The organism is Arthrobacter sp. LAPM80 (assembly GCF_046736435.1).
Lineage (GTDB): Bacteria > Actinomycetota > Actinomycetes > Actinomycetales > Micrococcaceae > Specibacter.
The window spans coordinates 1-21,644 of the sequence record NZ_JBCHVD010000029.1 but is presented as its reverse complement, the minus strand read 5'-3'; the positions used below and the strand labels follow the sequence as shown (position 1 = coordinate 21,644).

The following is a 21,644-nucleotide window of genomic DNA, read 5'->3' as shown; positions in this document are numbered from 1 at the left end:
CCGCCAATGGCGGGGTCTACGGTAACAATGCCACCGATTGGGTGAACCCGGACGGTGGAAGCCGTACAACCATTAGCTACGGAGAAATACGCCACAACGAAGGCGTAGGGGACGGGATCTCCCTGAAACACAAAACATTCCTCGCAGCATCACTGACAGACACCATCGTTTCGGGGATGCCACGCTCTGGAATCCTAAGCGTAAGAGGGGGCGCCACCGACGCGCCCATGCTGGTCGCTGCATACAGTCGGATCGGGGCCGCGCTGGGCACCGTAACGGTCATTGCTTCCCATCCGGGCGCCAGCGGGTCGGTCATTACACTGACCATCCCGACCACCAACACGCAAGCAGACATGTTGAACGACCTCACAATCAGCCACAACTACGGTGCCGAACTAGCCATTTTCTACACCGCTATCGGCCAGTAGGAGGACGTTCTGTAACGTCACTTTCTGGCGTTGGCCGGCAGGGCAGGAGCCTTGGCACTATCCTTCAAGAGCGCCTGCCCTGCGCCGTGCGCGCAAACTGCAACTGTCAACCACATCATGGGGTTCGCCAAGCCCGGATCGGAGATCGCCTTGCACACGATGATAGCTACCAGCGCACCGATGCATGGAGACCAGTAGGCCACCCTGTGGATAGGTTTGGATATGCGGTATAGCATGACGAAAAATGCTGCCGTCCCGACGATCCCGACACAGCTCAGCATCATCGTAATAAAGCTCGACGGGCGGTTAGCTCCAATGCCGACCCCGAAAGTAAAGGACTGCAACCAGAGGTCGATTGAGAAAAGATCGGAGGCGCTCCGGTGCAAGAATGAAAGACTGTCCGCTTTATCGGTCGTCATCTCACGGATCGCAGCCAGCAGTGGGGCGTAACCGATGATCACGGCCACGCCACCGAGCATGCCCAAGAGAATGGCAGGGTGCAGCGTCCCGCGTCCGGAGATGAAGCGGTACATGTACCGCCCCAAAAATATGGCGAGGACGATGGCGCCACCAGCGATAGCTGTTCCAGCATATGAAACTGCCAAGTTCAGGAGGGCAGCAGCAATCATGGACAATGAAAACATGACCCGCCAGCCACTCAACTTGCGCAGAATCGTGGCAAAATATGTAATTGCAGAGATGCAAAAAACAGCCAAATATGACGGCTCCGAGAAGATACCGCGGTGGCGCGTGATCTCGCCGTAGTGTGATTCCCAGTACATGAGTGTTCCGTAATTGTTGAACACCTCATCGGGCCAAGTAAAAAGCCCCCACCCGTCCGCTGCGAGCTCAGCAGTATTGAGCAAAATGCCGACAAAGAACGCAAAGCCGAGCACGCCCCGCTTTACCGTACTCTCCTGGATGAAGTAGAGGACGACGCCGGCGGCCAGAACTAAGTAACCTAGCTGCGCGAACATTGACAGGTTGTAGCTGAGGGTGCCCGGGTCATCGATTTGAGAATCGATACCTTCACGGGGCACGAGCACTGCTATATCGGCGAAAAAGGTGGGGCCAACCGCACTGATGATGGCACTGTAGGCAACCAAGAGCGCAAGGGGGCGGGTGATTGATTGGCCAGCCCAGCTACCTCGCATGATCAACCTGGTCACTGCAATGAGAGTTGCAGGGATTGCTAGTACAAAGAATGGCGAAGCGCTGTTGTCGCCAAATTTTATCGCAGCCGTCGTCAGGAACGGGGCTGATGCAGCGAGTACATATAGGAATAGGGATCGCTTGACGATCAGTGCCAACGCTCCCGCCGTGACAAAAATAAGGCCTACCAGCGTTACCATGTTCCCCCTACAACGTGACCAGAATCCTCGCTAGTCTACCGTCGAGTGCGAGTTACAAATAAATCCGGTTAAGTGCCCCATCCGAAACGGTTCCACACATCCCCTTGCACGTTTGATGGTCAGTCACTTTCACACCAAAGAGAGAGTCTCGGTGGAAGCAAGGCCGCCACACAGTCCCTAATCGGTTACAGGACCGGTCTCGTCACCATGTTCGCCTTCGGCAACGGCGTGCATGTGAAGCCCCTCCTCCTGGCCGCAATCTCTACCCGCGGGGTCGCCAGTCCGGCGATGGCAGAACTGCGCTACTGCGGCGCCACCGCCTGAATGCTTCGGCGCAAGTGCGTAGCTGCGTGAGTGCAACGGTGTGGCACCATGGTGATAAACATTCACACGAGGGAAGGTACGCACCATGACACACGAGAAACCCTTCACGGCCGAGAGTGCCCCGGCCAATCTCGCCCAGTACATCGACCACACGCTGCTGGCCCCGGATGCCAGCCGGGCAGACATCCTGCGCCTGTGCAAAGAAGCCGCCGAACACCACTTCAAGGCGGTCTGCGTCAACCCCGTCTGGGTTGAAACGGTCAAGAAGGCGCTGCTCGGAACAGGAGTCCTGACGTGCACTGTCATCGGCTTCCCTCTGGGCACCCACAACACCGACGTGAAGGTCTTTGAAGCACGCGGCGCAACCATGGACGGGGCCGACGAGATTGACATGGTCATCAACATCGCCTCCGCCCGCGCCTTGGACAAGGAAGCCCTTATCAGCGACATTTCGGCAGTCGCAGAGGTTGTCCACGCCGAGGATTCCCTTTTGAAGGTCATCATTGAAACGTCCCTTTTGAGCGACAGCGAAAAGGTCCTGGCCTGCGAGGCGGCGGTGGAAGCCGGGGCAGATTTCGTCAAGACCTCCACGGGGTTCAATGGCGGCGGCGCGACGGCGGCCGACGTTGCCCTCATGCGCGCAACCGTTGGACCCGACATCGGTGTGAAGGCCTCCGGCGGGGTGCGCACGCAGGAAAAGGCGCTCGAGATGATCGCAGCCGGGGCAACCCGGATTGGCACCAGCTCAGGCATTGCCATCGTCAGCGGCGCCGCAGGCACGTCTTCGTACTAATCCGTACTAAGATCGTGGGTAGATCATCGCGCCGCACGTACGGCGCCTTCACCCAGATCCCCACCTTGGGGCAAGGAGGAACCGTGTCCAACAGCAGTTACCGTGGCGAACACAGCACTGTGCAGTCCGTCATTTTGTTCGTCATCTTCTTAGCCTTGTTCCTTGGCGGAATTTTCTCCTTCTCCTTCTGGAGCCTTGAGAGCTTTGCACACGCATTCGGCCCTGCCATCGCCGGCATCGGCCTGTGCGCCCTGGCGTTCTTTGTTCCGATGACAATCATCGCCCGGTCCGACTCCGCCGGTGAGTAACACTTCTTTTGACAAATGACCCGCAATTATGGTCGAAAACTAGCTAGTTTTCGACCACTGTTGCGGGTCATTTATTTAAGCCCTGCGCCGCGAGGATAGCGTGGCTACGTCATCAGCGCGTATCCAACAACAGAGAACGCAGCGATGGCCAGCACCGACAGTGCAACGTACCCGATGATGGCGATGCGCCGTCGGCGGACCTCCCGGTGAATATACCTCTGTCTGAAATCCGTACCACGGGGCAATGTGTCTCCTAGCCAAAAGAACAGTTGTGCAGGAGCCTACCAATTCTCGGGTGCATACCAAAGTGAACCGCGTCACAAAAGTGACCGGAACCATTGACGCCACCGCCTGGCCTGTTTCGCTGGCTTGCCGCTACTTTGTTGCCGGCACCGTTTCGAAGATCGCCTCCAGGACGCCCTGGGCCCACCTGAGCACCTCGGCGTCGGCCAGGTCACGCCCGCCAATGCGGGCGGTCTTGGGCTTGGGAATCAACACCGAGTTCAGGGCCGGCTTCACCATGGACCCCGGATACATGCGGGTCAGGCGCATGACCTTGGATTCGGGCAGGTCAGCGGGAGCGAACTTGATGAAGTTGCCCTGCAGGGCCACGTCGGAAAGCCCCGCAGCCCGTGCGAGGACCTTAAAGTGCGCCACGGCGATGAGATTAACGGCGGCGGGGGGCAACTCGCCGTACCTGTCGATGAGTTCCTCCTGCACCTCTTCAATGGCCTCGATGGTGACGGCCGCCGCCAGCTTCCTGTAGGCCTCAAGGCGCAACCGCTCCCCCGGCACGTAGTCATGCGGCAGGTGGGCGTTGACCGGCAGCTCAATCTTCATCTCAGCCGCCCGCTCTTCACCCTCTCCGCGGTAATCAGCCACGGCCTCACCCACCAGACGGATGTACAAGTCAAAGCCCACACCCTGGATGTGGCCCGACTGTTCCCCACCCAGCAGGTTTCCGGCACCGCGGATCTCAAGGTCCTTCATGGCTAGGGCCATACCCGCGCCGAGCTCATTGTGGGCCGCCACAGCTTTCAGACGCTCCAAGGCAACCTCACCGAGCGGTATATCTGCCGGGTACAGGAAGTATGCGTAGGCCCGCTCACGGCCACGGCCCACACGCCCACGCAGCTGGTGCAGCTGGGAGAGGCCGTAGTTGTTGGCCTGCTCCACGATCAGCGTGTTGGCGTTGGAGATGTCCAGCCCCGTTTCAATGATGGTGGTGCACACCAGCACGTCGAAGCGCTTTTCCCAGAAATCAACAATGATTTGTTCCAGCCGGGACTCGGACATCTGCCCGTGAGCCACGGCCACGCGGGCATCGGGCACCAGCTGCTGGATGTGTGCCGCTGTCCGCTCAATGGACTTGACCCGGTTGTGCACGTAAAAGACCTGGCCCTCGCGCATCAGCTCGCGGCGGATCGCGGCACCCACCTGCTTGTCGCTGTGCGCCCCAACATAGGTCAGCACCGGGTGGCGCTCCTCGGGCGGGGTGGCCAGCGTGGAGGTTTCACGGATACCCGTCATTGACATCTCAAGGGTGCGCGGGATGGGTGTGGCACTCATGGCCAGCACATCAACGTTGGTGCGCATCTTCTTCAACGCTTCCTTGTGCTCAACACCGAAGCGCTGTTCCTCATCGACAATGACCAAGCCCAGGTCCTTGAACGCGAAGTCCTTGGAGAGCAGGCGGTGAGTGCCAATGACAACATCCACCGTCCCGGTTTTCACACCCTCGACGATTTCCTTTGACTCCTTGGCGCTCTGGAAGCGCGACAACGGCCGGACCCGCACCGGAAATCCGGAAAAACGCTCGTTGAACGTCTCGTAGTGCTGCTGCGCCAGAAGGGTCGTCGGCACCAACACCGCCACCTGCTTGCCGTCCTGGACCGCTTTGAACGCTGCACGGACGGCAATTTCGGTCTTGCCGTAGCCCACATCGCCGGAAATCAGCCTGTCCATGGGGACTTCCTTTTCCATGTCGGCCTTGACCTCGTTGATAGCCACCAGCTGGTCAGGCGTCTCAACATACGGGAAGGCCTCCTCCAGCTCGGCCTGCCACGGGGTGTCCGGTCCGAAGGCGTGCCCCTTGGAGGCCATGCGCGCCGAGTAGAGCCGGATCAGTTCACCGGCGATCTCTTTCACGGCCTTGCGGGCCTTGGACTTGGTCGCGGCCCAATCCGAGCCGCCCATCTTGGAGAGCGCCGGCGAGTCACCGCCAACGTACGCTGTCACCTGGTCCAGCTGGTCCGTGGGCACAAACAGCCTGTCGCCGGCCCCGCCCCGCTTGGACGGCGCATATTCCAACACCAGGTATTCTCGCAGACCGGCCGCACCGCCGACGCCGGCACCTGTCACCTTGCGCTGGATCAACTCCACAAATTTACCCACGCCGTGCTGCTCGTGGACCACATAGTCCCCCGCCTCCAGCTGGAGCGGATCGACGGCGTTCCTGCGTTTGGAGGGCATCTTGCGCATGTCGCGGGTGGAGACGACAGAGGCCCGGCCCAGCAAGTCGGCCTCGGTGAGCAGACCCAGTTTCAGCGAATCAAGCACGAAGCCGCGGCCGGTGTCAGCCGTTGTCACCTCGATGATGCCCGGCTGGGGTTCCGCGTCAAGGGAGTCAACGCGCGACGCCGGGATGTTGGCTTCGTGGAATAGCTCGGCCAGGCGCTGGGCCGGGCCGGGCCCCTGGGTGGCCACCACAATCCGCCACTGATCCTTGACGCGCGAACCGATGAATTCCATCATTTCCGCTACGTCACCGCGGTAACCGCGCGGTTCGCGGGCGTGCAGGTTCAGCACGTCGGTTGAGGTGCCAAGCTCCTCATCCTGGGCCAGGGAGCTCATGGTCCACCAGCTCACGCCACACTCCAGCGCCGTCGCGCGGGTTTCGGCCAGAGACTTGAACCCGGCTGCTGCCAGGTCCATTCCCCCGCCCGCCAGCGCCGCATTGGCCAGGTCCAACGGTGCGTTGCCGCCGTCGGACGCCGTGGACCAGGCGGCTTCGAGGAACTCCTCGTTGGTGGATTCCAAATCGTGGGCGCGGGCGCTGACCTTCTCGGGGTCCAGGACCACAGTGATGGAGGCCGCGGGCAGGAGCGAGGTGAGCGGCACCATGCCGTCAACCAGGGCCGGGGCAAGGGACTCCATACCCTCAACAGCAATGCCTCCGGCAATTTTCTCCAGCATGGCAGCAGCTGCCGGCATGCTGTCCTTGAGTTTGGCGGCACGGCCCATGACGGTGGGGGTGATCAGGATTTCCCGGCACGGCGGCGCGTACAGCTCGGTGGGGTGGGTAATATCACCCTTGAGCGAGGTTAGCGTGCGCTGGTCGGCCACACTGAACCACCGCATGGCGTCCACCTCGTCGCCAAAGAACTCGATCCGGACGGGGTGGTTTTCGGTGGGTGAGAAAACGTCCAGGATGCCGCCGCGGACGGCAAATTCGCCGCGGCGGGTGACCATGTCAACACGGGCGTAGGCCGCGTCGGCCAGTCCCTTGATGAGTTCGGCGAAGGGAATCTCCTCCCCCACCTTCACGTGGACCGGAACCAGCTCGCCCAGGCCTGCCACGAGCGGCTGGACCACCGCCCGGATGGGCGCCACGATCACCCGGAGCGCGGATCCGGCGTCGTGCTCGGGATGTGCCAGCCGGCGCAACACGGCAAGACGGCGCCCCACGGTGTCCGAGCGCGGGGAGAGGCGTTCGTGCGGCAGGGTTTCCCAGCTGGGGAACTCAGCCACGGCGTCCGCCGGCAGGTAGGAGCGCAGGGCGGCAACGGTGTCCTCGGCCTCGCGGCCGGTTGCGGTGACGGCAAGGACCACGCCGGGCCTGGCGGATGCGGCGGCGGCACGCTCAGCCAAGCCGTCTGCGGTCTCGGCCAGGAGCACGGCCCGCATGCCGGTGGGTGCACTGAAGGCGACGTCGATGCTGCGCGTGAGCGGGTCGGCCGCCGCAAAGCCGCGCACCCGGGCGAAGCTTGGATCCTCTGCGAGCGCTGTCCGCAACCCTGCAAGACTCATGCGTGTTTTCTCCTTGGCGCGTGGCGGCGGACGCCGCTAAAGTACGTGATGTGCCGTTCCGAAGACAGCACGAAGATCCCGAATTTCGCTGGAAGCTCCGGGGCTGTGTCAAGCTTACTCGCGGCTGGCAGGCCTTGGTATCCTAGGATCTGCCCCACACACCCCCCCCTATCTTGGAGGAACCATGGCGCTTGCCGCCTCAACGACGCTTTCGGCCCCGGCCCAGAACGTGACCGATGTCTTCACCAACGAAGACTTCATCAAGCATGTCAGCGAAACTGTGGGAGGGGAGTTGAAGTCATTCACCATCAGCGGCCCCACCAGCGCCGCGTTCACCACCAGGACCGTGCGGACTCTTCCCACCACCCGGATGCCTGACATCGTCAAGAAGTTTGTTGGCGATTCGCTGACAGTCACCCAGGACGAATCCTGGGACGCACCCGCGGCCGACGGTTCACGCACCAACACCATCAAACTCTCCGTGGCCAAGGCCCCCGTGGATGTCTCGGCCGTGCAGACGCTGACGGCCGACGGCGCTTCCACGGTGGTGGAGCTGACAGGCGAGGTCACCTCGGGGATTCCGTTCCTGGGTGCAAAGATCGCATCGGCCGCCGAGCCCGTCATTGGCCGCGCGCTGAACCTGCAGGCAACCCTTGCCCAGGAATGGCTGAACACGCACTCCTAGGGCCGTCCAAGCCTGGTGCACCAATGCTTAGTGCACCAGGCGGTAGCCCACGCCCCGTACGGTCTTGATCCAGCGCGGGTCCCGTGGGTTGTCCCCTATTTTGCGGCGCAGATTGGCCATGTGCACCTCAATGGTCCGTTCGTCGGCGTCACTGATGTAACTGCCCACGTCGTAGTCCTCTCCGCGAAGCCGGCGCACCAGATCCGATTTGGTGCGCACCTGTTTGCCGCTTTCCACGAGGGCGTGAAGCAGGTCAAACTCTGTGCGCGTTAATTCCAGTTCGTTTCCGTCTACCTCCACAGTGCGGTCATCATTGTTGACGACCAGCCCGTCGAGGCTTGCGGGCTGGGAGACGGTTTCCGTCGCCGTGGGGGAAGGCTCTGCTTCCCTGTCAGGCTCAGTTTCGCCGGTAGCGGGGCTTGGCATGACACTGTTATGTATTTCCATGGCGCTTTCCCGGACTGCCGCAGGGCTCTCGAAGGAAACCCTGGGGCGGCGCATCATGGCGCTGATACGTGCCCTCAGTTCACGGGGCCGGAACGGTTTGGTGAGGTAGTCGTCCGCGCCTGTTTCCAATCCCAGCAAGGTGTCCATCTCATCGGCGCGTCCCGTGAGCATGATGATGTAGGCGTCGCTGAAGAGCCGGACGCGGCGGGCCACTTCAAAACCGTCAATGTCCGGCAGTCCCAGATCAAGGGTGACAATGGCTGGATTATGCTCCCGTATTGCCGCCACACCATCGGCGCCGGTGCTCGCGGAGTGAACCTCAAACCCTGACTGGTTCAGGATCACACTGACAAGTTCCCGAATATCCTGGTCATCTTCAACGACGACTGCCACGCGAGAATTGTCCATTTTTACCCCATTAAACTTACTAAGACCGTGAGAAATCCTGCCGGTGACGACGTTTTTTGGGCCCCAGCACTCTTATCCCTCTAGTATGGCATCATCATTAGCGGTCACCAGCGGTTATTTCCCTATGTTTTGGTCAATTTTATGTGGGCCACACCACCAATGCACACGGTGAACAGTGCGTCGAATTGTTTATAGAGTCAACAACGGAAGCAATCGTGTCTGAATCCCCTGCAAACCAGTTCATTGGCCGGCACCTTTATCAGCGATCGCTGCGAACGCGGGTGGTCCTGTCCCAATTGCCTTTCTTTCTCACCATGACGTTGGCTTTGCTGCTGATAGCGATCCTGAACCCGGCCCTGCTCAGAGAAACCGTGCTCCTGATCGGGTGGTTGCTCAATGGGCTGCTGTTCTTGGCGTGCCTGGTTCTCCCGTGGAAAAAGTTGCCGCCAGCCACATTGCTGGTAATCCCCTACCTGGATTTTGTGGCCGTTGCGCTCTTTCGCGACGGCGCCCAGGCATTGTTGTCCTCCAGCGCCATACTGATCCTTTTCCCCATCTTTTGGCTCTGCGCCTCCGGGTTCGCGCCCAAGACCGCCATCATTGCCAGCACCCTGGCGAGCTGGCTCATCGTCTGGAGCAATGTACTCCAAGCCCCCGGTACCCCCACCGTGCAGGACTTGGTCAAGCCGCTGCTGTTCCCGTTCATGATGCTGGCCTTTGCCATTGCGGTAGTTGTCCTGACCTCCAGCATGGAGGAGCAGCGTGCAGCGCTGGTGGCCAAGGACCAGCTGTTGCGAACCGCCCTGAAAGAAAGTCAGCAGCGCGAGCGGCTCATGGAGACCATCGTGGACACCGTGGGCGTCGGCGTGGTGGTGGTGGACTCCGCCGGCCATGACCGCCTGATGAACTCAACACAGCAGGACCTTCACACGCTGGGTGTGCCACCGAATAACCAGGACCCCGAGGAAAAGGAGCTCCTGCTCTTCAACCCCGACCGCAGTTGGCTAGCCCCGGATGCCAGGCCCGTTCGCCGTGCCATCAACGGCGAGTCCTTCACCAATTATCAAGTCTGGATCGGTACCGGCGAGCAAGCCCGGGCGCTATCAACCACAGCGCGCGCCATCCTCGATGATGAGGGCGCCTTTGACGGTGCCGTCGTTGCCTTCCACGACGTCACCGACATGGTCAACGCCTTGGCGGCCAAGGACGATTTCGTGGCCAATGTTTCCCACGAGTTCCGCACGCCGCTGACAGCCATCCAGTCATACTTGGAACTTGCCAGGGAAACGCCTGGCCTGCAGCCAAGGGAAGTTGGAAGGTACCTGGCCATTGCCGATCGTAACGCGGAACGTCTCAGTGGGCTCGTCTCTGACTTGCTGACGACGGCGTCAATTACCGTGGACCGTGCCCCCAACAATGTGGCCCAGCTTTTATCAGACTGCATTGTCTCGGCAACCCCGGCGTGCGTGGCCAATGCGGTGGTGGTGGAGGGCACATCACAGGAACCGCTGATGGCCATGGTCGACGGCGTGCGCATCAGCCAGGTGCTCGACAACCTCGTTTCCAATGCCGTGAAGTACTCCCCCGATGGCGGCACACTCACAGTGCGTGCGTGGGCTGATGGCACCGATTTGCACTGCGAGGTCACGGACACCGGGATCGGGATGAGCGCTTCCGAGCAGGCAGGGGTTTTTCAAAAGTTCTTTAGGGCTGGAACAGCAGTGGACCGTCAGATTCCCGGCATTGGCTTGGGATTGATGATTTCCAAATCCATTGTTGAAAGTCATGGTGGCACCATGGCCCTTCAGAGCCGCCAGGGCGTGGGAACCACCATGAGCTTCGTCATTCCCGGCTGTGTCATCGCCTCCTATTCAGCCAATGCGGCCGCTTTTTAAGGACCACCGCCCATTACAGGGCAGCCTAGTCCCAGGTGATGAACGAATAGGGCTGGTATTGAACGGTCTTATAGACCGGGTCGCCGGCTTGAGGCCCATTCATCGGCAGAATGCGCAATGTGTAGTTTCCGTAGTAGGGGGCTCGTTTGATGACCTGTCCGTTTTGGGATCGTGGCGGGAAAGTCAGCTTTGTTCCAAGCGTTGTGACGATCAGCTCGGCACCATAAGTGCCGTCATTTTGTTCGATGCTGACCACATAGCTGGTGGCCTTGGCTGCAGTTGTCCAGCTGAGGGTGAGGAAATTTTCACTGGCTGCCGCATTGGCCGTGAAGGACCCCAACGGGGACTGTCCATCGGGGCTGGCGTCGTAGCAATTGGCGTTCAGCTGGGCGGAGTGTTGAAAGGTTCGATAGATGGGGTCCCCGGCTACACCGCCATTCATCGGCTGGATCCGTAAGATGTAGAGCCCAAACGCGGCCGCGCTGTTGGCCAGCGTATACAGTGCCTGGTTGCCGGTCACGCTTTGGCTCTGCTGGTAGCTGGACCCTTTGCCGCTGAACGTCAGGGACGTGACATAGCTGGTGGTGCTGCCAGCAGGGGCCCACGAGAAATTAAAGGCGGCAGTCGAGTCTTTCACGGCCTGGGCAGGTTCCTTGACCGGAGCGCAGGTGATTTGCCGTGCTGACATCACCGACGGCCGGATGTCCATGACAGGTGCCGCAACAACATTCCCAGATGCGGCCGGTGGCACGGTCGGTGGGGGTGTCGGCGTCGGCGTCGGGACTGGAGCCGCTCCGGCGGTGATGCTAAAGACGGCCGTGGCGCTTTGATTCCACTGGGCAACCGCGATTCCGCCGCCGGCCAGTAGGACAACCACAAGGAAGGCAATGGCGGCCGTTGTGAATCCCGGAAGTTGGCGCAGGCCACGGCGGACCGTACGCTTGCCGGGCTTCTGAGGTGCTCCCTGGGGTTCCTGCTGGCTCATCGAGTCCTTCTCCGTCTCCCAAAAGAGATCAACATATAGGTACAGGCACTGAGAAAAACGAGCCAGGGCCAGGGGCTGCGGATGTTGGCTACAACGTTACTGTGCTCCAACTCAGGCACAGGCCAATTTTGCGGCGGTGCAGGGGAAAGCACTGGCAGGCTACGCATTTCCGTACCGGCGTATGCAATTTTTTCCTCGAATTCGCCACTGTTTTCCAGGTTTCCGGGTTGGGCAGCTCTTGCCGCCGGTCCCCCGCTGACGGGCAGAACGGCAAGCGAGGCTCCGCCTGGATTGGCCGTTGTAAGGGGGGCACACCCTGAGACGGGTCGCCCACCGTCGATGCCCTGCAACACGAAAACAAGATCGAAGGTTGAATTCTGGTTTCTCGTGGAATTTGGGGCCTGCAACGCCAAGGCAAGGTTCAGCACCAGCGGCAGGGATTCTCCGGCGGACAGTGTCCACTTTTCAAACACCGTGGTGCAGTGTCCCGGCCCGGGCAGAGTTTTGGCAGCCGCACGGCGTTTGGCCGTGGCGACTTCCAAGCTCAAGTATTCCGGCAGTGTCGCACTGCTGCCCTGCTTTTTGCTGACCACGGCGAGAGACATATACGCTGCATTTTTGCTGGCATTGCGAACCCAGAGCCTACCGTTTCGTGATTCACCTGGAATATAGCCGTGGGAATCGTCAAGAACATTCTGGAGCGTCCCCGGTGCGTAGCTGACACCGTCGCGGCTAAGCTCCAACAGGGTTTCCTTCCCGTCGGCGGCGACGGCGGGTGCGGCCAGGAACATCCCTAGAATCATGGATCCCGCGGCAACTGCGGCTGCCATCCTCATGCGGGGCGTCGGGAGAATTCCTTGGATGCGGCAGGTCACTGGCTACGCCGTGCCGACTGCCGTGCACGCTTCTTCTCCATTGATCCCTTGACCATACCCAGCGCTCCAAATCCAATGAAACCGGCGGCGAGGATGGGCACAAAAGAGTCCCGGTATTGACCCACGGCATTGGCCACAAAGCCCACATACGGCACAGCATAGAAAAGCTTGCCTTGAACCTGCATCTCCTGGACTGGATTCGCGTCCGCCAAGGAGTTGTTGTCACCCTGGGTGGTCAGAACTCGTGCGCCGCTTTGTGTGGCTGCCACGGCCGTGATCCGGTGGGAGATGACACCGGCTTTGCCGGATTCAATCTGGTAGGTGATGATGTCTCCCACCTTGAGCTGGGCGAACGGTGTCGGCTTGACCACCAAGAAAGTCCCGGGAGCATATTTCGGGGCCATGGAATTGGTGAGAACGGTGTAGGTATGGGAGCCAGTGGCCATCGGAACAACAATCATCACCAAGGCAACAAGTGCGGCGATGAGCAACAGCACATAGGCCATCGCGCGCCCAACCGTGCGCAGCATCCCGCCTGGGCGGCGTTCAGGGGCTGTTGCCGCACTGGTGCGCTCAACGGAGGCCTTGGCGTGGCTGATGACAGACATGGTGTTCCCTCTTAGAGTTGATTGACGATGATCGGGACGGCTACCCGGGCGCTCTGACCGGCAAGGCTGGACGGCATGGTGTCTGCAAGGGTGAGCTGGAAACAGAACACCCCTGTGCCGCCCTTGGTGATCTGCAGTGCCGCCGTACCGGAGGCAGATGCTGTTGTGAACAGCCCGGCTTGCTGGCATTGGGACAGCGACGTTGCCGCGACCACCTTCAGCGCCAAGTACTGCGCCAGCGGAGACCCTGCGTTGTTGTCGATGATGGGGGCGCCCGTGCTTGCCCCCACAGTAAATGTTCCCCCAGCGTCGGTAATGTTTTGCAACTCGACCCCTGCGTAGGTACTTTGTCCGGGGATGACCACTCCAGCGGCCGTGGTGCTCAGCGAAAGTGCCGCGGAGTTTCCGTTGGCAAGGGTCATGTTGGTTTTGACGTTGGTGTCTGTGTCGGTGAGGCTGATCGCAAAATCAGCCGCCTGGACTGTTCCAGCATTGGCCCCAACGGATTTGTTCCAGAGTGCGTAGCTTCCTTGGACGGTGAGCATTCCCAGCAGCACGGCAAGCAGCACAAGGCCGGTTGCTTTCAGCGCTCGGGTGCTTTTCATGGCTACTTCCGTCGGCGGGGTGGTGGTGTGCTGGGTGGGCACGGCACACCACCGGGATCTGCAAAGTGTGAGACTTATTTGCCGTTGCTGTTCACGGGCGCCTGCTGGACAAGGCTGTAGCCAATGCCACTGAAATCGTAGCTGCTGTTGGTGGCGGTGCGGCCTGAGGTGGATTGATTGAACGTGAATGTGGTGGAGGCAACAACCTGGCCGGAATTGGCAGGCTTCAGGTCATCAGCGGCCACGACCTTATTGTTGCCCGCATTTGTCAATGTGGTGGCGGTGGCCACTGCATTGGTGCCAAAGCCCTTGTCAACGCCTGCGCCGGTCACGGCCAGCTTGGCAACCATGAGGTCACCGGTGAGGGTTACCGTCATGGGCTGCGTGTAGGTCAAGGTGTCTCCCGGAACCACCTTGTAATCGGCGATGACCGGGATCACGGTCCCGGAAGCGTTCTTCCAGACTCCGGCGCCGGCCACCAGGTTCAAATCACCGGAAACTACAGAACCCATGGAAGCATTGCTGGCCTGGTTCCAGGTGGCCAAGGTTCCGCCGCCACCTGCCAGCAGAATAATTCCAACACCGGTTGCAATCGCGCCTTTAGCCATCTTGTTCATTTCCAGACCCCTTGTTCATGTTCTTCCCAGCAAGCATTCCTGCCGGTAGGAACAACAATGCCGCCCCAACATCAAGAAACAGCACTGGAAACCTAGAAGATCCTACGAAGAAAAACGCAAGAAAAACCCAAGACTCAAGAAAAGCTCAAGAACAGCCACAGTTAGGGCAAAGAAATGTTCAAAAGTATGTCTTGACGGGAACAGACCACGGTACTGTTGCAGGCAGGTGCCCCAAGCAAGACCGTCATTAGGTGCTCGGGAAATGGAGGCTGCCGTGAATCACAACAAATTCCCCTTGGTGGACTTGGCAGCACTGCAGGCCTTGGAAGATTCGCTGCAGGGGCAGAAGACGCTGTCGGCCAACTTTGTCTGCAGTTTTGTGCAGATGTGGCCGCAGCGTATCGAACGGCTTACCCAGGACGTCAGCCACGGCGATTGGGCGAATGCCGCAGATGCGGCGCTGAGCATACACTCCTCCAGTTCCATGGCAGGTTCTCCCCGGTTGAGCGCGCTGTCAGCCGAAATTGCCCACCTGCTGACGATAGGGCACTACCTCAAGGCCGCGTCGATGCTGGAGGAACTGAACCACTGCGGAAAGCAAACAATGGACCAACTCTCCCTGTCTTACTTACGGCAAGACTAGTCCCAGAGCATATTTTCGTGCCAAGCTGCCATTGCAATCCTGCGGCTGGTTTGGGAACCCGGTTCCTGCCAGCCATCCAGCACGTTACCGAGCCAGGGAAATCCACTACGCCCGCGTCAACCAGTTGCTGGAAAAGCCCGCCGCGGAGGACGCGCCGTCATTGGCCGCTAAGTACTGCACCTGACCGTCTTTGACGTGGTGGAAAACCCCCTTCCTGGAAGAGGTCATGAAATTCAGCTCAGCTACCTGGAGTCCGTACTGACCTTGGCCTGCGAAAGCGAAGGCCTCGGTCCGGACCTGCGTGAGTGGCTGCTGGAAGAATTCCCCCAAAGGTTCCAGCTGGAATCGTCCAGTTCGGCCCTCAGCCGGTAAAGTGATGTTCAGGTGCGCCGGGAAGTCTGGTCGGCAATGCAATAGTCGAACCCAATTGTTCCCTTGAACATTGCCCAACGTTAGAAGGCAGACTTCCATGGTCATGAATTCACCCCGCCGCATTTTCACTCGAGGCAGCTACGCCGAATCGGTGCGCATCAGCCAAATTCTGCGTTCCGAAACCGTTGGCGGCGCGCTGCTGCTGGCGGCGACCGTTCTCGCACTGATCTGGGCCAACTCCCCCTGGGCGAGCGGCTACTTTGACCTACGCGACTTCCGCATCGGCCCCGAGTCCTTGCATTTGAACCTGAGCTTGGGCACGTGGGCGGCCGACGGCCTGCTGGCGATCTTCTTCTTTGTGGCAGGACTTGAGCTCAAGCGCGAGTTTGTGGCTGGCGATCTGCGTAATCCGGCCAAGGCTGTGGTGCCCATTGCGGCCGCTGTTGGCGGCGTCATACTCCCTGCCTTGATCTTCGTGGTCGTGAACATCTCAGCCGGTCCAGACGTGCTCAGGGGTTGGGCCATCCCCACCGCCACTGACATTGCCTTCGCTTTGGCGGTCCTGGCTGTCATCAGCACCCACCTGCCCAGCGCACTGCGTACCTTCCTGCTCACCCTTGCTGTGGTGGATGATCTCATTGCGATCGCCATCATTGCCGTGTTCTATCCCGGGGACATGCATTTCCAGTACCTAGCCCTGGCTGTGGTGCCTTTACTGGCCTTCACCTGGCTGGTGCAAAAGCGCATCCGCTCCTGGTACCTGCTCATTCCATTGGCGGCCGCCACGTGGGCTCTGGTGCATGCCTCGGGCATCCATGCCACGGTGGCCGGGGTCCTGCTGGGCTTTGCCGTGCCAGTGATGCGCAGCGCCAAGCGGGGCGGTCCGGAGGCAGGACCGGGTTTGGCCGAACATTTTGAACACCTCATGCGCCCAGTTTCGGCAGGGCTGGCCGTGCCCCTTTTTGCGTTCTTCTCAGCCGGAGTTGCTGTGGGTGGGCTCGCGGGCCTCAAGAGTGCGTTCTCTGACACCGTCGCCATTGGCATCGTGTTGGCACTGGTGGTGGGCAAGTTCATTGGCGTCTTCGGCTCCACGTGGATCGTCACCAAGACCACCAAGGCAGAGCTCGACGACGGACTGGCCTGGGTGGATGTGGCCGGTTTGGCACTATTGGCCGGTGTGGGTTTCACTGTCTCCTTACTGATCAGCGAGCTCAGTTTCGGCAGCGACGCCGCGCACTACGACCACGCCAAGGTCGCCATCCTGGCCGGCTCGGTTGTGGCTGCCCTATTGGCCTCCGTGGTCTTGCGTGTGCGGAACCGGCATTACCGGACTCTGGCCGAGCTGGAAACCCGCGACGACGACGGCGACGGCACTCCCGACATATACCTGAGCTAGTGAACGGCCGTGCCAGCGGCCCGTGTATATTTGCCGAAATGACACCTTAGGTCCGGCCCTGCTGTGCGACACCATTAAAGGATTCAAGCAAACATGACCCACCCTGGTTCCAAGGATGTTTCCGGCAGTGATTTCTTCCGCCTGCAGGGGTTGCGCAAGCGGGTTTTCCTGACCCAGTTGCCCTTGTCCTCAATCATGGTGGTCATCGTGTTGATTGCGATGGCCTTTTATCCGGCTTCGTTCCATGAACCGTTGTTCATTGCGTCCCTGGTATTGCACGCATTCTTGTTCCTTGCGGCTTTGGCCGTTCCTTGGGGCAAGATGCCGCGGGGCTCATTCCTCCTCATTCCTTATTTGGATTTCTTGGCTATTGGCCTGCTTCGCGCCGGCAACCAGCAGTTTCTCACCGCTGTTGGTCTGCTGTACTTCTTCCCCGTCTTTTGGCTGGGTGCAGCCGGACTGGCCAGACGCACGGCAGTCGTAGTCAGTGTCATCACCGCCTTGCTCGTTGTGTGGCTTCCCGTCTTGACCTCCCCCAGCGGTTTCACCCTGGAGCAACTGGCCAAGCCGCTGCTTTTCCCACTAGTGATCTTTGCCTTCGCCACCACAGTGGTCGTCATGACCCACACGGCGAACATCCAGCGAAAAGCACTCAAGGACAAGGACCAGCTGCTGCGAAAGGTCCTGGCGGACAGCCAACAGCATGAGCAGCTATTGCAAACGGTATTGGACACAGTAGCCGTGGGGGTGGTCGTGGTGGACGCGGACGGCAATGACCTGATGATGAACTCCGCGCAAAGCCTCCTCCACCGCCATGCCATGCCGGATGACATTGCCGATCCGGAGGAAAAGGAACTGCTGGTCTTCAATCAGGATTCCGTCACACCGGTGCCCGCTGAAGATCGTCCTGTTCGTCGTGCCATCAGAGCTGAGGAATTCACCAATTACCAGCTGTGGGTAGGCACCGGTGAGACGGCAAGGGCTGTTTCCACGGCAGCACGCCCTATGCGCGATGCGCAGGGAAACTTCGACGGCGCTGTGATCGCCTTTCACGACATCACGGACATGTTGTCTGCCTTGGAGGCCAAGAATGACTTCGTGTCCAATGTTTCACACGAGTTCCGGACACCGCTGACGTCTATTCAAGGCTATCTGGAGATGGCATTGGAAGAGTCCGCGAATTTGCCTTCGGATGTGGAAACATACTTAAGTATTGCCTCACGCAACGTGGATCGGCTCAGTTCCTTGGTTGCGGACCTACTCAGCACCGACTCGGTGACGCTGAACGTGGCTCGGGCCGACGCTGCGCAACTGGTCTTTGACAGTGTGGGATCGGCAGCTCCGGCCGCCGCCGCCAACAACGTTGTTCTCACCACCGAAGTGCATACCCCCTTGGTGGCTTTCATCGACGCACGCCGGGTGGGTCAGGTGCTGGACAATCTGGTGTCCAACGCCGTGAAGTACTCCCCCGACGGCGGTAGTGTCACGGTGCGAGCCTGGGCAGAAGGGTCCGACTTGTCGTGCGAGGTTCAGGACACCGGCATGGGGATGAGCAGCGCGGAACAAGCGGAGGCTTTCACCAAATTCTTCCGTGCCAAGTCTGCAATGCAGCGTTCCATCCCTGGGATTGGTTTGGGTCTGATAATTTCAAAGACCATTGTGACAAGGCATGGCGGAACCATTTCCTTGCGCAGTGAGCGCGGGGTTGGAACGTCCATTAGTTTTGTGCTGCCGGGGTGTTTGGCCACTGTTGAGTCAACCGCCACAACTACCCGCAACGAGGGATTTTCGCTGGAGGATGCACCGTAGGCATCATGCGATGAATAGTGCCGCATTGGTCAGCAGAATGGAACCCGGAAGATCCCCGATGAAAAAACAGCCTATTAAAAGACTCAAGGAAACCTTAAGAACAGCCAAAGTCGAACGGTGGATCCATGGCAATCGCCATACCTTCGGATCAAGAGGCTATCCCTTCGGACCATGTAAATGACAACTGCCAAACCCATTGCTTAAGGTTTAGTCAGGTTCGTTGAATTCTCAGTGAAAAACAGCCAACCGTATGATTCCCGGCGTTATCGTTAAGTCAGGCCACCAACGGGTGCCAAGCTTAGACGGACAGGGCAGGTGAAGAGTATGACGATTACCACATTGCCACTGGTCTGCTCCGAGACCTTGCATGAATTGGAAGACTCCCTTTTCGGCGAGCAAATCCTGTGCCGCAACTTTATCTGCCGCTACATCGACATGTGGCCTGGGCGCTTTGAGCGCATTCACGATGCAGTGGCAGCAAAGCACTATGAGGACGCCATGGACGCCGTCTTGAGCTTGCGCAGTTCCAGCATGATGGTGGGGGCGGCTCGTCTGGGAGATCTGACTACGGAGATTATCGGTTTGCTGGATGGTGGGCGGCCCGCTGCAGCCGCCACGAAACTCACTGCGCTGCGTCTTTGCGGTAACCAAACTACGAATCAATTAACGCAGTCATACGTCAATGTGGCGTAACGTTGTGCTGTGAACCCCACGAACCAGACTCTCCACCGACTATCCCTGTGCCTCATGGCCGCGTACCTGGTGGCCCTGGCTCTCATAGTCTTCTGGCCCACCCCGGTTGACCGCCCGGCAGCCGGGATCCTGAATCACTTTATTGCGTGGATGCACCACCATGGTGTGCCGAAGTTCCTGGGTTACAACACCATCGAATTCTCCGCCAACATCATCATGTTTGTCCCCATGGGCATCATTGCCTCGGTATGGACAAAGAGAGCGTGGGCCGGAGTGTTGGTGGGCTTTGCAGCGTCAGTTCTTATTGAAACATGCCAGGGGTTGTTCCTAGCCCAACGATACGCTTCGGCCCTTGACGTACTGGCGAATACTCTTGGCGCTGTCGTTGGAGCGGTGGTTTACCTCCTTGCCCATGAACGCCATAGAAGACGCATAAGCATGCTCCCTACAGAACAGAAGCAGCGTTCGGAGTAGCCTGAGCGACAGTTACGGGCCACGCCCCGTCCAACACCGGCCCTCTGGGGCATGTATCTTGGGAATCATGAAAACAAATCCCCCGTTTCGGATTCTCACCGTCTGCACGGGAAACATTTGCCGCTCCCCCATGGCCGAGCGGCTCCTGCAAAATGACCTCAATCTGGTGGCCCCCGGAGTTTTTGCCATTGAAAGCGCCGGCACTGCGGCCATGGTCGGATCCACTATGGAGCCACACATTGAGGGGTTTGTCCGAGTCGCGGGGGCGTCTACGGAAGGATTTGCCGCACGCCAGCTCACCCGGGATATTCTCTCCAAACAGGACTTGGTGCTGGCGCTGACCCGCGAACATCGCAGCCGGATTGTTGAGCTGCATCCGGCCTTATTAAAAAAGACGTTTACCCTGCGTGAGCTGGCCAGGGTCCTCCCCCATATTGATGGGGCCCGTGGTGTCCACCCGGCTGAACGTTGGGAGCTGGCCATTCCCTTGGCCATGCGTGCCCGAACGCTGCACAGGGCAACAGCCGAAGACGATGATGTGGTCGACCCGTACCGCCGCGGCGACCAGGTCTTTGAACAGATGCGCCAGCAATTGGTGCCGGCGGTACAAGAACTTATCGCATGGGAGAAGTCACACCACTAGAAGCCCTATACAGTGCGGAACACTTGGAGCCACTCTGCTGCACAAGCACAGATGCGAAATCAAATTCAAGTCTTCGTGCGGCATTGACTAGAGTTGCAAGTATGCCTTCGAATATTTTCCATGACTCCCCTGCGCCCAATATCACCGAGCTCGATAGGTTCGTTGCTGTGATTCCGGCAGGTGGGGTGGGGACCAGGTTGTGGCCGTTGTCCCGTGCTGCGGCACCGAAGTTCCTGCATGACCTGACCGGTAGCGGCAGCACGTTGATTCGTGCCACGTATGACCGGCTTGAGCCGCTGAGTGGCAGCAAAGTTTTGCTGGTGACTGGGGATGCGCACCGGGAGGCAGTCTGCCGGCAACTGCCTGAAGTTGCTGATGAGAACCTGGTGCTGGAAACCGAGCCGAAGGATTCCGGTGCCGCGATCGGGCTTGCGGCAGCCATTTTGTTCCTGCGCGCCCCGGACACCATCATGGGTTCCTTTGCCGCGGACCAGGTGATCAGCCCTGTAGGGAAATTCCAGGATGCCGTCCGTGAAGCCGTCTACACGGCAGCCTCCGGAAAGATCGTCACCATCGGCCTCAAGCCCACCCACGCCTCAACCGGATTTGGCTACATCCGGACGGGCGCACCCCTTAACATTCCCGGCGCCCCGAGCGCCCGGATCGTGTCAAAGTTCGTGGAAAAGCCTTCTGCGGAAATCGCCGAGCAGTACCTTGCCAGCGGTGAATACAACTGGAACGCCGGCATGTTCGTGGCCCCGGTGGAACTCATACTGCGCCACCTCAAAGCCAATCAGCCGGCCTTGTACGAAGGGCTGATGGAAATTGCGCAGGCCTGGGACACCCCGGACCGTGTCGCTGTGAAAAATCGTGTGTGGCCCACCCTGCCCAAGATCGCCATTGACTATGCCGTGGCGGAACCGGCAGCTGATGCAGGTGACGTGGCGGTCATCCCGGCAGATTTCAGTTGGGATGTCGTCGGTGACTTTGCCGCAATCGCGCGCTTGAGCAATGCCAAGGAGGTCAAAGACGTAAAGGTTATCGGGGAGGGTGCACGGGTCTTCACCGAAGACAGCAGCGGCATCGTAGTTTCCGACACCAAGCGCGTCATAGCCCTGGTCGGCATCCAGGACGTGGTTGTTGTGGACACCCCCGACGCTCTGCTGGTCACTACCCGCGCCCATGCCCAGTTTGTAAAAATGGCCGTCGACGGTCTAAAAGCCAAAGGTGACACCGATGTTCTCTAATCCCGTCA

At 59.7% G+C, this 21,644-nt stretch carries 21 protein-coding genes; 12 read left to right on the top strand and 9 right to left on the bottom strand.

Annotation, left to right across the window (positions count from 1 at the left end; translation table 11 throughout):
* Positions 1–428: hypothetical protein (locus AAGW05_RS17785; protein WP_411805897.1), on the top strand; the 428-nt coding region annotated here is incomplete at its 5' end.
* A 17-nt stretch (positions 429–445) separates the two neighbouring features.
* On the opposite strand, the gene AAGW05_RS17780 is transcribed toward AAGW05_RS17785, so the two are convergent.
* Positions 446–1,780 carry a hypothetical protein gene (locus tag AAGW05_RS17780; RefSeq protein ID WP_411805896.1) on the bottom strand — a complete coding sequence of 445 codons (1,335 nt, stop codon included), beginning with the start codon at positions 1,778–1,780 and terminating at the stop codon, positions 446–448.
* A gap of 409 nt (positions 1,781–2,189) precedes the next feature.
* Here AAGW05_RS17780 and deoC point away from each other — a divergent pair, with 409 nt between their 5' ends.
* Positions 2,190–2,897, top strand: a complete 708-nt coding sequence (deoC, locus tag AAGW05_RS17775) for a deoxyribose-phosphate aldolase (RefSeq protein WP_411805895.1) — start codon at positions 2,190–2,192, stop codon at positions 2,895–2,897.
* 83 nt (positions 2,898–2,980) lie between these two features.
* Complete coding sequence (locus AAGW05_RS17770) at positions 2,981–3,205, top strand: hypothetical protein (protein WP_411805894.1); 225 nt, start codon at positions 2,981–2,983, stop codon at positions 3,203–3,205.
* 375 nt (positions 3,206–3,580) lie between these two features.
* Here AAGW05_RS17770 and mfd read toward each other — a convergent pair whose 3' ends face one another.
* Positions 3,581–7,234 carry a transcription-repair coupling factor gene (mfd, locus tag AAGW05_RS17765; RefSeq protein ID WP_411805893.1) on the bottom strand — a complete coding sequence of 1,218 codons (3,654 nt, stop codon included), beginning with the start codon at positions 7,232–7,234 and terminating at the stop codon, positions 3,581–3,583.
* 184 nt (positions 7,235–7,418) lie between these two features.
* Between mfd and AAGW05_RS17760 the strand changes: the two genes are divergently transcribed.
* Positions 7,419–7,919, top strand: coding sequence for a DUF2505 domain-containing protein (locus AAGW05_RS17760; protein ID WP_411805892.1), 501 nt, complete (start codon positions 7,419–7,421; stop codon positions 7,917–7,919).
* A 27-nt stretch (positions 7,920–7,946) separates the two neighbouring features.
* Here AAGW05_RS17760 and AAGW05_RS17755 read toward each other — a convergent pair whose 3' ends face one another.
* Positions 7,947–8,774, bottom strand: coding sequence for a response regulator transcription factor (locus AAGW05_RS17755; RefSeq protein WP_411805891.1), 828 nt, complete (start codon positions 8,772–8,774; stop codon positions 7,947–7,949).
* 215 nt (positions 8,775–8,989) lie between these two features.
* Here AAGW05_RS17755 and AAGW05_RS17750 point away from each other — a divergent pair, with 215 nt between their 5' ends.
* Entirely contained in the window at positions 8,990–10,669 is a 1,680-nt protein-coding gene (locus AAGW05_RS17750) for a sensor histidine kinase (protein ID WP_411805890.1), read from the top strand.
* A gap of 25 nt (positions 10,670–10,694) precedes the next feature.
* Here the strand turns inward: AAGW05_RS17750 and AAGW05_RS17745 are convergent, their stop codons facing one another.
* The 5 genes from AAGW05_RS17745 to AAGW05_RS17725 all read right to left on the bottom strand — a co-directional run bounded on the left by AAGW05_RS17745 (position 10,695) and on the right by AAGW05_RS17725 (position 14,359).
* Positions 10,695–11,654 carry a hypothetical protein gene (locus AAGW05_RS17745; RefSeq protein ID WP_411805889.1) on the bottom strand — a complete coding sequence of 320 codons (960 nt, stop codon included), beginning with the start codon at positions 11,652–11,654 and terminating at the stop codon, positions 10,695–10,697.
* Positions 11,651–12,445, bottom strand: coding sequence for a hypothetical protein (locus AAGW05_RS17740; RefSeq protein ID WP_411805888.1), 795 nt, complete (start codon positions 12,443–12,445; stop codon positions 11,651–11,653). The genes AAGW05_RS17745 and AAGW05_RS17740 overlap by 4 nt, the downstream gene beginning before the upstream one ends.
* A gap of 80 nt (positions 12,446–12,525) precedes the next feature.
* The gene (locus AAGW05_RS17735) at positions 12,526–13,137 is read right to left on the bottom strand and encodes a signal peptidase I (protein ID WP_411805887.1); all 612 of its coding nucleotides are present in this window, start codon (positions 13,135–13,137) and stop codon (positions 12,526–12,528) included.
* An 11-nt stretch (positions 13,138–13,148) separates the two neighbouring features.
* Positions 13,149–13,742 (bottom strand): hypothetical protein, encoded by a 594-nt coding sequence (locus AAGW05_RS17730; protein WP_411805886.1) that lies wholly within the window; start codon positions 13,740–13,742, stop codon positions 13,149–13,151.
* Between the two features lie 74 nt (positions 13,743–13,816).
* Entirely contained in the window at positions 13,817–14,359 is a 543-nt protein-coding gene (locus AAGW05_RS17725) for an alternate-type signal peptide domain-containing protein (RefSeq protein ID WP_411805885.1), read from the bottom strand.
* A 262-nt stretch (positions 14,360–14,621) separates the two neighbouring features.
* Between AAGW05_RS17725 and AAGW05_RS17720 the strand changes: the two genes are divergently transcribed.
* On the top strand, positions 14,622–15,002 hold the full coding sequence (locus AAGW05_RS17720) for an Hpt domain-containing protein (protein WP_411805884.1): 381 nt from the start codon (positions 14,622–14,624) through the stop codon (positions 15,000–15,002).
* A gap of 105 nt (positions 15,003–15,107) precedes the next feature.
* Here AAGW05_RS17720 and AAGW05_RS17715 read toward each other — a convergent pair whose 3' ends face one another.
* A complete protein-coding gene (locus AAGW05_RS17715) occupies positions 15,108–15,479 on the bottom strand; it encodes a hypothetical protein (RefSeq protein ID WP_411805883.1) in 372 nt (123 codons plus the stop codon).
* Here AAGW05_RS17715 and nhaA point away from each other — a divergent pair.
* The 6 genes from nhaA to AAGW05_RS17685 all read left to right on the top strand — a co-directional run bounded on the left by nhaA (position 15,472) and on the right by AAGW05_RS17685 (position 21,636).
* Positions 15,472–16,770, top strand: coding sequence for a Na+/H+ antiporter NhaA (gene nhaA / locus AAGW05_RS17710; RefSeq protein ID WP_411805882.1), 1,299 nt, complete (start codon positions 15,472–15,474; stop codon positions 16,768–16,770). The genes AAGW05_RS17715 and nhaA overlap by 8 nt on opposite strands.
* 93 nt (positions 16,771–16,863) lie before the next feature.
* Entirely contained in the window at positions 16,864–18,579 is a 1,716-nt protein-coding gene (locus AAGW05_RS17705) for an ATP-binding protein (RefSeq protein ID WP_411805881.1), read from the top strand.
* A 324-nt stretch (positions 18,580–18,903) separates the two neighbouring features.
* Positions 18,904–19,272 (top strand): hypothetical protein, encoded by a 369-nt coding sequence (locus AAGW05_RS17700; protein ID WP_411805880.1) that lies wholly within the window; start codon positions 18,904–18,906, stop codon positions 19,270–19,272.
* 9 nt (positions 19,273–19,281) lie between these two features.
* Positions 19,282–19,746, top strand: a complete 465-nt coding sequence (locus AAGW05_RS17695; protein ID WP_411805879.1) for a VanZ family protein — start codon at positions 19,282–19,284, stop codon at positions 19,744–19,746.
* Positions 19,747–19,813: 67 nt separating this feature from the next.
* On the top strand, positions 19,814–20,389 hold the full coding sequence (locus tag AAGW05_RS17690; RefSeq protein ID WP_411805878.1) for a low molecular weight phosphatase family protein: 576 nt from the start codon (positions 19,814–19,816) through the stop codon (positions 20,387–20,389).
* A 101-nt stretch (positions 20,390–20,490) separates the two neighbouring features.
* Entirely contained in the window at positions 20,491–21,636 is a 1,146-nt protein-coding gene (locus AAGW05_RS17685) for a mannose-1-phosphate guanylyltransferase (protein WP_411805877.1), read from the top strand.
* Positions 21,637–21,644 lie beyond the last annotated feature (8 nt).

Excerpts from the sequence above, each read along its gene's own strand:
- AAGW05_RS17745 (WP_411805889.1), bottom strand. The coding sequence starts at position 11,654 with ATGAGCCAGCAGGAACCCCAGGGAGCACCTCAGAAGCCCGGCAAGCGT.
- AAGW05_RS17755 (WP_411805891.1), bottom strand. The coding sequence starts at position 8,774 with ATGGACAATTCTCGCGTGGCAGTCGTCGTTGAAGATGACCAGGATATT.
- AAGW05_RS17685 (WP_411805877.1), top strand. The coding sequence starts at position 20,491 with ATGCCTTCGAATATTTTCCATGACTCCCCTGCGCCCAATATCACCGAG.
- AAGW05_RS17725 (WP_411805885.1), bottom strand. The coding sequence starts at position 14,359 with ATGAACAAGATGGCTAAAGGCGCGATTGCAACCGGTGTTGGAATTATT.
- AAGW05_RS17700 (WP_411805880.1), top strand. The coding sequence starts at position 18,904 with ATGACGATTACCACATTGCCACTGGTCTGCTCCGAGACCTTGCATGAA.
- AAGW05_RS17705 (WP_411805881.1), top strand. The coding sequence starts at position 16,864 with ATGACCCACCCTGGTTCCAAGGATGTTTCCGGCAGTGATTTCTTCCGC.
- deoC (WP_411805895.1), top strand. The coding sequence starts at position 2,190 with ATGACACACGAGAAACCCTTCACGGCCGAGAGTGCCCCGGCCAATCTC.
- AAGW05_RS17780 (WP_411805896.1), bottom strand. The coding sequence starts at position 1,780 with ATGGTAACGCTGGTAGGCCTTATTTTTGTCACGGCGGGAGCGTTGGCA.
- AAGW05_RS17735 (WP_411805887.1), bottom strand. The coding sequence starts at position 13,137 with ATGTCTGTCATCAGCCACGCCAAGGCCTCCGTTGAGCGCACCAGTGCG.
- AAGW05_RS17690 (WP_411805878.1), top strand. The coding sequence starts at position 19,814 with ATGAAAACAAATCCCCCGTTTCGGATTCTCACCGTCTGCACGGGAAAC.
- AAGW05_RS17760 (WP_411805892.1), top strand. The coding sequence starts at position 7,419 with ATGGCGCTTGCCGCCTCAACGACGCTTTCGGCCCCGGCCCAGAACGTG.
- mfd (WP_411805893.1), bottom strand. The coding sequence starts at position 7,234 with ATGAGTCTTGCAGGGTTGCGGACAGCGCTCGCAGAGGATCCAAGCTTC.
- AAGW05_RS17715 (WP_411805883.1), bottom strand. The coding sequence starts at position 15,479 with ATGACCATGGAAGTCTGCCTTCTAACGTTGGGCAATGTTCAAGGGAAC.
- AAGW05_RS17730 (WP_411805886.1), bottom strand. The coding sequence starts at position 13,742 with ATGAAAAGCACCCGAGCGCTGAAAGCAACCGGCCTTGTGCTGCTTGCC.
- AAGW05_RS17720 (WP_411805884.1), top strand. The coding sequence starts at position 14,622 with ATGGAGGCTGCCGTGAATCACAACAAATTCCCCTTGGTGGACTTGGCA.
- AAGW05_RS17740 (WP_411805888.1), bottom strand. The coding sequence starts at position 12,445 with ATGTTCCTGGCCGCACCCGCCGTCGCCGCCGACGGGAAGGAAACCCTG.
- nhaA (WP_411805882.1), top strand. The coding sequence starts at position 15,472 with ATGGTCATGAATTCACCCCGCCGCATTTTCACTCGAGGCAGCTACGCC.